Here is a 12132-nt window from a genome sequence, read left to right as displayed (position 1 = left end):
ACGGTGAAAACCTCCGGGTTTTTTTATTTTTGCAAATCGTGAAATGTTTTCAAGGAGGCACCTGTCAGTTCTGACAGTAGTCGAAAAAACCCAGGAGGCTTATCAAGGAGACAGTCGCTTTGTCCATCGGACAATGGCTACCGAACTCTTACCAGCAAAAGGATTTCATCATGACAACCCACGCGACCTTTATCCCTAAAAAATGCACAACGATCGCAAACGAAAACATCTTTCAGTGGAAATACGGAACCATCAAGAAAACTGCAGAATTCAGTGATTTTTACCAAGGTGAATTTTTCGGTGAGTTTTATTGGTCTATTGGTGGAGGAATGGGTACGGCTGCGGAGGAAAACACGTTTGTTTTCAGTATGACGCTACCCTACAACGGTGACGATGCACTGCCAGGTGTCTATACGCTAGATAACGGGCTGAGCTTTCTCCATGGCCACTGGATTCCCGCGCCTCCCGGCTTCAATGGCTTTCGAACGGTGGATGCAGACTCTGCCACGCTGAACATTATCAACTACGATCCCGTGACAGACATCGTCGAAGGCACATTCGAAGCCCTGTTCAAAAGCCATGGTTATCGTCTGAATCCAAAAGGCACATTCACCATGAAAAGACTGCGGCCTTCAACGCAAATGCCAGACGCACAACGGAAAAGCACTCCGTGACTTTTAAACACTCAAAATAATCAGACACAACCCCGCCCCCCATAAGTTTTCGGTGTTGAAGATCTCACTCACAACACAATAAAAAGTGGGGAGCGGGTTTGCCCGCGAAGCGGCCCAAACGGGCACCACCTCTTTCACTGAAGAAATGCAGCCACCCGACTCGCCGCCGAAGCCAAATGCTGCTCATGGGTCAACCCGGAAGCCTTCAACGGCTTCAAGTCATGATCCCCTGCCACCAGCCAGAACACCTCGATGCCCGGCGCCAACGCATAACCTTCGACTGCCTCGCGATTGCCCAGGGCATCGCGCTCGCCCTGTACGATCAACGTCCGGGTCTTGAGCCCGGCCAAATGCTCGACCCGAGGTTTCTCCGGTTTACCCACCGCATAAAACGGATAACCCAGGCACACCAACGCATCCGCCCCCAACTCATCCGCCAAAAGACTGGCCATCCGCCCGCCCATGGACTTGCCGCCAATCGCCAGACGCCCAGCGGCATGGCGTCGCACCTCGGCGTACACCTCACGCCAGCACTCCAGTAGTTTCGGCGCCGGATTCGGTGGGCGCTTGCCCCCGTCGACACGCCGCTGCGCCATGTACGGAAACTCGAAGCGCAACACGTTGACGCCTTGATCGGCGAGGCGTGCAGCCATGTCGTTCATCCAGACGCTGTCCATTGGCGCACCGGCGCCATGGGCGAGAATCAGCGTCACAGGATCCGCCGAAGCCTTTGAAGCCGCTTCATTCCACAACCATCCATGTTCCCGCACACACCGCGCCCATTGATCCCCGTCAATACTGGCCTTGTGCTCTTTGTCCATGCTTGCCTCGCTTTTAGTCTGCCTATAACTCCAGGCGAAGGGAGCGTTGCCTTGCGCAAACGCCTTCACTTCGGCTGAACCGTGGATGGGGAACCATGAACACTTCTATCAGTACCGCCTACAACTACAAGGTGGTCCGCCAATTCGCCATTATGACGGTGGTGTGGGGCATCGTCGGCATGGGGCTCGGGGTTTTTCTCGCAGCCCAATTGGTCTGGCCTGAACTCAACTTCGATTTGCCGTGGACCAGTTTCGGCCGGTTGCGCCCTCTGCACACCAACGCGGTGATCTTCGCCTTCGGCGGTTGCGCCCTGTTCGCCAGTTCGTTCTATTCGGTGCAACGCACCTGCCAGACCCAGTTGTTCGCGCCGAAAATCGCCGCGTTCTGCTTCTGGGGCTGGCAACTGGTGATCCTGCTGGCGGCCATCAGCCTGCCGCTGGGTTACACCAGCTCCAAGGAATACGCCGAGCTGGAATGGCCGATCGACATCCTGATCACCATCGTCTGGGTCGCCTACGCCATTGTGTTCTTCGGTACGCTGGCCAAGCGCAAGACCAAGCACATCTACGTCGGCAACTGGTTCTTCGGTGCGTTCATCATCACCGTGGCGATTCTGCACATCGTCAACAACGTTGAGCTGCCGGTGAGTTTCACCAAGTCCTACTCGGTCTATGCCGGTGCCACCGATGCCATGGTCCAGTGGTGGTACGGCCACAACGCCGTGGGCTTTTTCCTCACCGCCGGTTTCCTCGGGATGATGTACTACTTCGTGCCGAAACAGGCTGAGCGCCCGGTGTACTCCTATCGCTTGTCGATCGTGCACTTCTGGGCGCTGATCACCCTGTACATCTGGGCCGGTCCGCACCACTTGCACTACACCGCGCTGCCAGACTGGGCACAGTCGCTGGGCATGGTGATGTCGCTGATCCTGCTGGCACCAAGCTGGGGCGGGATGATCAACGGGATGATGACGCTCTCGGGCGCCTGGCATAAATTGCGCAGCGACCCGATCCTGCGCTTCCTTGTCGTGTCGCTGGCGTTCTACGGCATGTCGACCTTTGAAGGGCCGATGATGGCCATCAAAACGGTCAACGCCCTCTCCCACTACACCGACTGGACCATCGGCCACGTTCACGCCGGCGCCCTCGGTTGGGTGGCGATGATTTCCATCGGCGCGCTGTACCACATGATCCCGAAAATCTTCGGTCGCCCGCAGATGTACAGCATCGGCCTGATCAATGCGCACTTCTGGCTCGCGACCATCGGCACCGTGCTCTACATCGCTTCGATGTGGGTCAACGGCATCGCCCAGGGCCTCATGTGGCGCGCAGTCAACGAAGACGGCACGCTGACCTACTCCTTCGTCGAAACCCTGGTGGCCAGCCACCCAGGCTTCGTCGTGCGACTGGTGGGCGGTGCGATCTTCCTCAGCGGGATGTTCCTGATGGCTTACAACACCTGGCGCACCGTGCGGGCCTCGCAGCCTGCCGAAGTCGCCGCTGCCGCGCAGATGGCCTGAGGAGTCCGCCATGAAACACGAAACAATCGAGAAAAACGTCGGCCTGCTGATGCTGCTGATGGTTCTGGCTGTGAGCATCGGCGGTCTGACCCAGATCGTCCCGCTGTTCTTCCAGGACGTGACCAACAAACCGGTGGAAGGCATGAAGCCCTACACCGCCCTGCAACTGGAAGGTCGCGACATTTACATCCGCGAAGGCTGTGTCGGTTGCCACTCGCAGATGATCCGGCCGTTCCGTGCCGAGACCGAACGCTACGGGCACTACTCGGTGGCAGGGGAAAGCGTGTGGGATCACCCGTTCCTCTGGGGTTCCAAGCGTACCGGTCCGGACCTGGCCCGGGTCGGTGCACGCTACTCGGATGACTGGCACCGTGCGCACTTGTACAACCCGCGCAACGTGGTGCCGGAGTCGAAAATGCCTGGCTACCCATGGCTGGTCACGCAAGCGGTCGACAGCAGCCACACCGAAACCAAGATCCGCACCATGCGCACCCTCGGTGTGCCATACAGCGATGACGACATCAGCGGCGCGGTCGCCAGCCTCAAGGGCAAGACCGAAATGGACGCACTCGTTTCTTATCTGCAAGTGCTCGGCACTGCCATCAAGAGCAAGAGGTGAGCCATGACCATGCCCTTCGAAATAGTGAGCGAGATTAGCAGTGGAATGATCCGCGGCCTGGGCACGGTCGTGGTGTTCGTGGCTTTCGTCGGCCTGACGCTATGGGTGTTCAACAGCAAGCGCAACCCGGAATTTGCCGAAGCGCGTTTGCTGCCGTTCGCCGATGAACCCCTGGCCGACGACGCCACCCAAGAACCTGAAACAAGGAGTACCCGGCCATGACCACCTTCTGGAGTACGTGGATCTGCGTACTGACTATCGGCAGCCTGATCGGCCTGACCTGGCTGCTGGTCGGCACCCGCAAGGGTGAAACCAAGGGCAGTGTCGACCAGACCATGGGCCACAGCTTCGACGGCATCGAGGAGTACGACAATCCGCTGCCGCAGTGGTGGTTCATGCTGTTCGCCGGCACGCTGGTGTTTGCCGTGGGCTACCTGATTCTTTATCCGGGCCTGGGCAACTGGAAAGGCGTCCTGCCGGGTTACGAGGACGGCTGGACCGGCGTCCACGAATGGGAAAAGGAGATGAACAAGGCAGACGCCAAGTTTGGGCCGATCTTCGCCAAATTCGCGGCCATGCCCGTTGAAGAAGTGGCGAAGGACCCGCAAGCGCTGAAAATGGGCGGTCGTCTGTTCGCGTCCAACTGCTCGGTGTGCCACGGCTCGGATGCCAAGGGCGCTTTCGGCTTCCCGAACCTGGCCGACAGCACCTGGCGCTGGGGCGGTGACGCCGAGATGATCAAGACCACGATCATGGGCGGTCGCATGGCGGCAATGCCGGCCTGGGGGGAAATCCTCGGTGAGGCCGGTGTGAAGAACGTGGCCGCGTATGTACGTCATGAACTGGCGGGCCTGCCATTGCCGGCTGGCGACACCGCCGACCTGCAAGCCGGACAGCAAGCGTTCAGCACCACGTGCGTAGCCTGTCATGGTGCAAACGGCAAAGGTACTGAAGCCATGGGCGCGCCGAACCTGACGCAACCGGCCGGGTTCATCTACGGTACAAGCCTGGCGCAACTTCAGCAGACCATCCGCCATGGCCGCCAGGGCCATATGCCGGCGCAGAACGAACTGCTCGGCAACGACAAGGTGCAACTGCTGGCCGCTTACGTTTACAGCCTGTCCCACGGTCTGAGCACCGAGCGTTTGCAAGCAGAAGGCAAACGCGAATAAATCTCGACCGCTCTACTGCCGCATTCGCCCGGATGCGGCAGTTCCCTGCCTCTTTGCGACCAAGTGTCGCACCCCTCCGTTGGTCCTCCTTTCGGTTCACCAGATTCGGGTCTAAGCTTGCTCCGATGCGGACTGGCATGAGCCGGTTCCAGGTCGACCTTGCCCGATGTGTTCAACGAATCTGCTCGATGACAGGCCGCAAAGGCTGGTAGATACCGGCTGTCGTGCCAATTGCCGTCGGTCACCCGATCGTTGTGTTTGAACACACCCCGTAACAACTGACCTGCCCCCCTCACCCTTTTCGTTCGCAGCGACATTTTGTCCGAGGTCAATTTTGTCCTTACGCGGCGCATGGAAAGGCCGCAGAATCAGCTTTTGAAAGCATTGACCCAGGTCATGGCGCGTTGCAATGACCCCCCGCTTTCTACATACTTGCGGCCGATTTTTACTCCTAATAAAACACCCAAACCGTGGAACCTTAGAATGAGCACAGCAATCAGTCCGACTGCTTATAACTATAAGGTAGTCCGCCAGTTCGCCATCATGACGGTGGTCTGGGGGATCCTTGGCATGGGGCTTGGTGTCTTCATCGCCTCACAGCTTGTATGGCCGGAATTGAACTTCGGTCTGCCGTGGACGACTTTTGGACGCTTACGCCCGTTGCACACCAACCTGGTGATTTTCGCCTTCGGTGGTTGTGCTCTGTTTGCCACTTCTTATTACGTCGTGCAGCGAACCTGCCAAACGCGACTGATTTCCGACAGCCTCGCGGCCTTCACCTTCTGGGGTTGGCAAGCGGTGATCGTCGGCGCGATTATTACCTTGCCGCTGGGTTACACCACCACCAAGGAATACGCGGAACTGGAATGGCCCCTGGCTATTCTGCTGGCCATCGTCTGGGTGTCCTACGGTCTGGTGTTCTTCGGCACCATCACCAAGCGCAATACCAAGCACATCTATGTGGGTAACTGGTTCTACGGTGCCTTCATCGTCGTGACGGCGATGCTGCACATCGTCAACCACGCGTCCCTGCCGGTCAGTTTCTTCAAGTCCTACTCGGCCTACGCCGGTGCGACTGACGCAATGATCCAGTGGTGGTACGGCCACAACGCGGTCGGTTTCTTCCTGACCACCGGCTTCCTGGGGATGATGTACTACTTCGTTCCGAAGCAGGCCGAGCGTCCGATCTACTCCTATCGCCTGTCGATCGTGCACTTCTGGGCGCTGATCACCCTGTACATCTGGGCCGGTCCACACCACCTGCACTACACCGCGCTGCCGGACTGGGCTCAGTCGCTGGGCATGGCGATGTCGATCATCCTGCTGGCGCCAAGCTGGGGCGGCATGATCAACGGCATGATGACCCTGTCGGGCGCCTGGCATAAGCTGCGCACCGACCCGATCCTGCGCTTCCTGGTGGTGTCGCTGGCCTTCTACGGCATGTCGACCTTTGAAGGCCCGATGATGGCCATCAAGACCGTGAACTCGCTGTCGCACTACACCGACTGGACCATCGGCCACGTACACGCCGGTGCCTTGGGCTGGGTTGCGATGATCTCGATCGGCGCCATCTACCACATGATCCCGAAACTGTTCGGTCGCGCGCAGATGCACAGCATTGGCCTGATCAACACGCATTTCTGGCTCGCGACCATCGGTACCGTTCTGTACATCGCTTCGATGTGGGTCAACGGCATCACCCAAGGTCTGATGTGGCGTGCAATCAACGACGACGGCACCCTCACCTACTCGTTCGTCGAAGCCCTGCAAGCCAGCCATCCTGGTTTCATCGTTCGCGCCCTGGGCGGTGCGTTCTTCGCCAGCGGCATGCTGTTCATGGCCTACAACGTATGGCGTACCGTACGTGCCTCGAACCCGGCTGAAGCCAAAGCTGCTGAACAGATTGCTGTAGTTGGAGCTCACTGATGAAGCATGAAGCAGTCGAGAAGAATATTGGCCTGCTGGCCTTCTTCATGGTTATCGCCGTCAGCGTCGGCGGCCTGACCCAGATCGTTCCGCTGTTTTTCCAGGACGTCACCAACAAGCCGGTCGAAGGCATGAAGCCTCGCACCGCCCTTGAACTGGAAGGCCGCGACATTTACATCGCCAACGGTTGTGTCGGCTGCCACTCGCAGATGATCCGCCCGTTCCGTGCTGAAACCGAACGTTACGGCCACTACTCGGTTGCCGGTGAAAGCGTCTGGGACCATCCGTTCCTGTGGGGTTCCAAGCGTACCGGTCCGGACCTGGCCCGTGTCGGCGGTCGTTACTCCGATGACTGGCAGCGTGCGCATTTGTACAACCCGCGCAACGTGGTGCCCGAGTCGAAAATGCCGGCCTACCCGTTCCTCGTGGAAAACAAGCTCGACGGCAAAGACACCGCCAAGAAAATGGAAGTCTTGCGCACGCTCGGCGTCCCTTACACCGACGAAGACATCGCCGGCGCCAAGGATGCTGTGAAGGGCAAAACCGAAATGGACGCGCTGGTGGCCTATCTGCAAGGCCTGGGCACCATCATCAAAAGCAAACGGTGATTTAGATGGATATCGGGATGATTCGTGGCCTGGGCACCGTTGTTGTGATGGTGGCCTTCATCGGTCTGGCGTTGTGGGTATTCAGCCCCAAGCGCAAGTCGGAGTTTGAAGACGCGACCTTGCTGCCTTTCGCGGATGATCCCGAAGCCATCAAGCACGTCGAGCAAGCTTCTAGGAGTAACAAAGAATGACTACGTTCTGGAGTCTGTACGTCACAGTCCTCAGTCTCGGCACGATCTTCGCCCTGACCTGGCTGCTGCTGTCCACCCGCAAGGGCCAGCGCAGCGAAGCCACCGAAGAAACGGTTGGCCACTCCTTCGACGGGATCGAGGAGTACGACAACCCACTGCCGAAATGGTGGTTCATGCTGTTCGTGGGCACCATCATCTTCGCCCTGGGCTATCTGGTGCTGTACCCGGGCCTGGGTAACTGGAAAGGCCTGCTGCCGGGTTACAACTACCTGGATAACGAGAAGCAGACCGCGTTCGCCAACGGCCAGACCGGCTGGACCGGCGTTCACGAGTGGGAAAAGGAAATGGCCAAGTCGGACGCCAAGTTCGGCCCGATCTTCGCCAAGTTCGCTTCGATGCCGATTGAAGAAGTCGCCAAAGACCCGCAAGCCCTGAAGATGGGTGGCCGCCTGTTCGCCTCCAACTGCTCGGTCTGCCACGGCTCCGACGCCAAGGGCGCTTATGGCTTCCCTAACCTGACCGACGCCGACTGGCGCTGGGGCGGTGAGGCAGAAACCATCAAGACCACCATCATGGGTGGCCGCCACGCGGTCATGCCGGCATGGGCTGACGTGATCGGCGAGCAAGGCGTTGCGGACGTTGCTTCGTTCGTACTGATCAACCTCGATGGCCGCAAGCTGCCGGAAGGCACCAAGGCCGATCCGGTTGCCGGTCAGAAGCTGTTCGCCGCCAACTGCGCGGTGTGCCACGGTCCGGAAGGCAAAGGTACGCCAGCCATGGGCGCGCCGAACCTGACTCACCCGGCTGCGTTCATCTACGGTTCGAGCTTCGCTCAACTGCAGCAGACCATCCGTTACGGCCGTCAGGGCCAGATGCCTGCGCAAGAACAGCTGCAAGGCAACGACAAGGTTCACTTGCTGGCCGCTTACGTCTACAGCCTTTCTCACGGTGAGAAAGCGCCGGCGGAAGACGCTCAGTAAGGCCAACGCCTGACGCAACAAACAAGGCCCCGCCAGTGATCTGGCGGGGCCTTTTTCATGGGCGACTGGCCCAGATCGATTTTACCGGTACCGTATCCAACAGCTTTCGGCTCTGCCATTGGTTGTCCTTCACCAGGTTGATCTGCAACTGCTTGCGATCCTCCGAGAAACTGGCAACCAGGTAGGTTTGCTGAGAAGTGGCACCGCTCAGGTACATCGGCACGCCATTTACTTCATAGGCATCACCACCTTGATCATGGAGATGGCCGGCGAAGATGGCAGTGACCTCATACTTCCTGATCATCTGATAAAAGCGCCACTCTTGCTCACTATTACCCATCATTTCGAGTGGCTTGTGCATGTTGATAATGATGGCGTAACCCTGAGTCCGAGCGACTCTCAAATCGTTTTCAAGCCAATCCAGGGTACTGGTGATGTCGAACGTCGTCGGGTTTAACGCATGAGCAATCCTGGTGGCATAGGTCGGCTCATTATTGAGTTGCACCATATGGACGTCCCCTATGTTCTTGGAATAGGCGAGACTGCCGGAATACAGCCGACTCAGAAAATTGCCGGTAATTTTCAAATCAAAATTATCAACCTTATTTTCATGATGCTCTTTAAACTCCACGATACTGCCGGCCGCACAGTTATTGCTGAAGCAATCATCCACGTTGTTCTCATAGTCGTGGTTACCCAGGCCATACAAGAAATCGCCATTGAAGTATTTTTTCAACATCGAGTTCATGTAAGAGCGCTGCCAGCCGTGGCCGAAAGCGGTGATGTCGCCATTGATCATCAGCGGCACGTGGGATTGCGCATGGTTCTTGCGGAAGTCGGCAATACTCGCAAACTGAGTCTCCACCAGCCATTTTGAACGTGTCTTGAAATCCGCATCGGACTCGGGTTCCCTGCGGTCGAGTTTGTCCGTCCACGGGTACTGCGTATCCGAAGCGAAGATCATATGACGTGGGGCACCTTCGATTGAATAGGCCAAAGGCGCCATAGACAGCAGGCACACGCCCAGCACAAACCGCTTAACTTTCTTAGAAATCATAGAATTCCGTTTCCATTAGTATTAGATAAAGTGTGCAACTAACAAACCACACCCAACCAACTTATTGGAAACAGACAAAAACTTCAAACAACTCATAAAGACCAATTAAATAAATATATTTCCGCTGCACGTCGTAAAACAACAACTTACCCAACCTCAAGTTGGTTAGTTCAACGCATTGCAAGTTTCAAAACGGCGCCTGAAATGACGGCGGCCATGGCGTAAAGTGCTGCGGCAGGCTTGTGGCATGACTGAGGTCAGCAGTTCTGCTCCCGTCGGCCACGCACCGGCCAGGAATCGCCCCATCCTCTGACTCTACATCACGAAAAACCGTCCATAATCCACAAGTCAATTGATTCAAGTCACTACACCATCAATTGAATTTGCCCAACGCGACCAAAGGTCGCACCCTTGAGCCAGAGCGACAGGCGTATCATTGCGCCACTGCAACACCTCTTTTTGACCGCGGTCGGCATGTACTGACCGAGGCATTTTTCCACTGCCGTGGGATGCAATGATGAGCAATCAGATTCCGGTACACGACGTCACACCGCCTGCCAAAGACGCAAACAACAGCGTCGATCTTTACGCCTCTCGAGAAAAAATCTACACCCGTGCCTTCACCGGCCTGTTCCGCAACCTGCGGATGATGGGCGGTGCCGGGTTGTTTCTGCTGTATTTCGGTACGGTCTGGCTGAACTGGGGCGGTCATCAAGCCGTCTGGTGGAACCTGCCGGAACGCAAATTCTTCATCTTCGGCGCGACCTTCTGGCCCCAGGATTTCATCCTGCTCTCCGGGATCCTGATCGTCAGCGCCTTCGGCCTGTTCTTCATTACCGTGTACGCCGGTCGGGTGTGGTGCGGTTATACCTGCCCGCAAAGCGTCTGGACGTGGATTTTCATGTGGTGCGAAAAGGTCACCGAAGGCGACCGCAACCAGCGCATCAAGCTCGACAAGGCGCCGATGAGCGCCAACAAATTCCTGCGCAAACTCAGCAAGCACTCGATGTGGTTGTTGATCGGCTTCGTCACCGGCATGACCTTCGTCGGGTACTTCTCGCCCATTCGCGAACTGACCATCGACTTCTTCACCGGCGAAGCGGATGGCTGGTCGTATTTCTGGGTCGGTTTCTTCACCCTCGCCACCTACGGCAACGCCGGCTGGTTGCGTGAGCAAGTGTGCATTTACATGTGCCCGTATGCGCGCTTCCAGAGCGTGATGTTCGACAAGGACACGCTGATCGTGTCCTACGATCCTCGCCGTGGTGAAAGCCGCGGCCCGCGCAAGAAAGGCGTCGACTACAAGGCTATGGGCCTGGGCGATTGCATCGATTGCACCATGTGCGTCCAGGTCTGCCCGACCGGCATCGACATTCGCGACGGTCTGCAGATCGAATGCATCGGCTGCGCGGCGTGCATCGATGCCTGCGACAGCATCATGGACAAGATGGACTACCCGCGCGGGTTGATCAGCTACACCACCGAGCACAACCTGTCCGGGCAAAAAACCCATAAACTGCGCCCGCGGCTGATTGGCTATGCCCTGGTGTTGCTGGCCATGATGGGCTTGCTGGCGGGCGCGTTCTTCATGCGTTCACTGGTCGGTTTCGACGTCAGCAAGGACCGCGTGCTGTATCGCGAGAACGCCGAAGGCCGGATCGAGAACGTCTACAGCCTGAAGATCATGAACAAAGACCAGCGCGACCATACCTACGTACTGGAAGCCTCCGGTCTGCCGGACCTCAAGCTGCAAGGCAAGCGCGAGATCAAAGTCGCCGCCGGGGAGATTTTCAGCCAGCCAGTGGAACTGTCCATGGCACCGGAAAAACTGCCGTCGAGCACCAACGAGGTGAAATTCATCCTCAAGGATGCCGACGACGACAGCATCCACGTTGAAGCCAAGAGCCGATTCATCGGCCCACAAATTCGTTGAGAGAAGTAATCATGCCCGCAGCAAACGCCGCAAGCCCTTGGTACAAGCATCTTTGGCCATGGATCATCATCGCCATCCTGGCTTGTTCCGTGACGTTGACCCTGTCCATGGTGACCATCGCGGTGAACAACCCGGACAACCTGGTCAACGACAACTACTACGAGGCCGGCAAAGGCATCAACCGCTCCCTTGATCGTGAGCTGCTGGCCCAGACCCTGCTGCTGCGGGCCAGCGTTCACCTGGATGACGTAACCGGCGAAGTCGACCTGCGCCTGAGCGGCAACAGCCAACCTGAAACCCTTGAGCTGAACCTGATCTCGCCGACCCAGCCGGAAAAGGATCGCAAGATCACCTTGGCCCGCAGTGAAACAGAGCAGGGTCGCTACATCGGTCAATTGAGCGACAAGATTGAAGGCCGTCGTTTTGTCGAATTGCTGGGCACTCAGGACGACCACATCTGGCGCATGTTCGAAGAAGAGCTGGTCAGCCATGATAAGGACCTGCTGCTCGGGGATGAGCCGCTGCAAGGCGCGGAAGACCTGAAGAAGTAAGTTCCAGTGAACACGGTCAACTGTGGCGAGGGAGCTTGCTCCCGCTGGGTGCGAAGCGCCCCCTGAAACCAGCAAACCGA

13 protein-coding genes are annotated in these 12132 nt (G+C 57.6%); 11 read left to right on the top strand and 2 right to left on the bottom strand.

The window, feature by feature from the left end:
- The first annotated feature begins 170 nt into the window (after positions 1-170).
- Complete coding sequence (locus AC1ROI_RS12205) at positions 171-674, top strand: hypothetical protein (protein WP_256580109.1); 504 nt, start codon at positions 171-173, stop codon at positions 672-674.
- Positions 675-808: 134 nt separating this feature from the next.
- Here the strand turns inward: AC1ROI_RS12205 and AC1ROI_RS12200 are convergent, their stop codons facing one another.
- Positions 809-1495: an alpha/beta family hydrolase gene (locus AC1ROI_RS12200; protein WP_010456401.1), complete on the bottom strand. Its 687-nt coding sequence runs from the start codon at positions 1493-1495 to the stop codon at positions 809-811.
- 95 nt (positions 1496-1590) lie between these two features.
- On the opposite strand from AC1ROI_RS12200, the gene ccoN (AC1ROI_RS12195) reads away from it, so the two are divergent.
- From ccoN (AC1ROI_RS12195) to ccoP (AC1ROI_RS12160), 8 genes are all read left to right on the top strand, one after another.
- The gene (gene ccoN / locus AC1ROI_RS12195) at positions 1591-3015 is read left to right on the top strand and encodes a cytochrome-c oxidase, cbb3-type subunit I (protein WP_010456403.1); all 1425 of its coding nucleotides are present in this window, start codon (positions 1591-1593) and stop codon (positions 3013-3015) included.
- 10 nt (positions 3016-3025) lie between these two features.
- Positions 3026-3634 carry a cytochrome-c oxidase, cbb3-type subunit II gene (gene ccoO / locus AC1ROI_RS12190; RefSeq protein ID WP_010456405.1) on the top strand — a complete coding sequence of 203 codons (609 nt, stop codon included), beginning with the start codon at positions 3026-3028 and terminating at the stop codon, positions 3632-3634.
- A 21-nt stretch (positions 3635-3655) separates the two neighbouring features.
- Positions 3656-3856 carry a cbb3-type cytochrome oxidase subunit 3 gene (locus AC1ROI_RS12185; protein ID WP_102594714.1) on the top strand — a complete coding sequence of 67 codons (201 nt, stop codon included), beginning with the start codon at positions 3656-3658 and terminating at the stop codon, positions 3854-3856.
- Positions 3853-4806, top strand: a complete 954-nt coding sequence (gene ccoP, locus AC1ROI_RS12180) for a cytochrome-c oxidase, cbb3-type subunit III (protein ID WP_102594704.1) — start codon at positions 3853-3855, stop codon at positions 4804-4806. The genes AC1ROI_RS12185 and ccoP (AC1ROI_RS12180) overlap by 4 nt, the downstream gene beginning before the upstream one ends.
- Positions 4807-5289: 483 nt before the next feature.
- Complete coding sequence (gene ccoN, locus AC1ROI_RS12175) at positions 5290-6732, top strand: cytochrome-c oxidase, cbb3-type subunit I (RefSeq protein ID WP_010456410.1); 1443 nt, start codon at positions 5290-5292, stop codon at positions 6730-6732.
- Positions 6732-7340, top strand: a complete 609-nt coding sequence (ccoO, locus tag AC1ROI_RS12170; protein WP_010456412.1) for a cytochrome-c oxidase, cbb3-type subunit II — start codon at positions 6732-6734, stop codon at positions 7338-7340. Before ccoN (AC1ROI_RS12175) ends, ccoO (AC1ROI_RS12170) begins: the two co-directional genes overlap by 1 nt.
- A 5-nt stretch (positions 7341-7345) precedes the next feature.
- Complete coding sequence (locus tag AC1ROI_RS12165; protein WP_003175465.1) at positions 7346-7531, top strand: CcoQ/FixQ family Cbb3-type cytochrome c oxidase assembly chaperone; 186 nt, start codon at positions 7346-7348, stop codon at positions 7529-7531.
- On the top strand, positions 7528-8511 hold the full coding sequence (gene ccoP, locus AC1ROI_RS12160; protein WP_010456414.1) for a cytochrome-c oxidase, cbb3-type subunit III: 984 nt from the start codon (positions 7528-7530) through the stop codon (positions 8509-8511). Before AC1ROI_RS12165 ends, ccoP (AC1ROI_RS12160) begins: the two co-directional genes overlap by 4 nt.
- Before the next feature lie 55 nt (positions 8512-8566).
- Here ccoP (AC1ROI_RS12160) and AC1ROI_RS12155 read toward each other — a convergent pair whose 3' ends face one another.
- Complete coding sequence (locus tag AC1ROI_RS12155; RefSeq protein ID WP_077748214.1) at positions 8567-9568, bottom strand: metallophosphoesterase family protein; 1002 nt, start codon at positions 9566-9568, stop codon at positions 8567-8569.
- 517 nt (positions 9569-10085) lie between these two features.
- On the opposite strand from AC1ROI_RS12155, the gene ccoG reads away from it, so the two are divergent.
- Positions 10086-11501 carry a cytochrome c oxidase accessory protein CcoG gene (gene ccoG, locus AC1ROI_RS12150; RefSeq protein ID WP_010456417.1) on the top strand — a complete coding sequence of 472 codons (1416 nt, stop codon included), beginning with the start codon at positions 10086-10088 and terminating at the stop codon, positions 11499-11501.
- A gap of 11 nt (positions 11502-11512) precedes the next feature.
- The gene (locus tag AC1ROI_RS12145) at positions 11513-12052 is read left to right on the top strand and encodes a FixH family protein (protein WP_010456420.1); all 540 of its coding nucleotides are present in this window, start codon (positions 11513-11515) and stop codon (positions 12050-12052) included.
- Positions 12053-12132: the final 80 nt, after the last annotated feature.

The sequence above is a fragment of the Pseudomonas sp. GW823-FHT02C02 genome (assembly GCF_058797635.1).
This window is presented reverse-complemented; position numbering and strand designations above follow the sequence as displayed.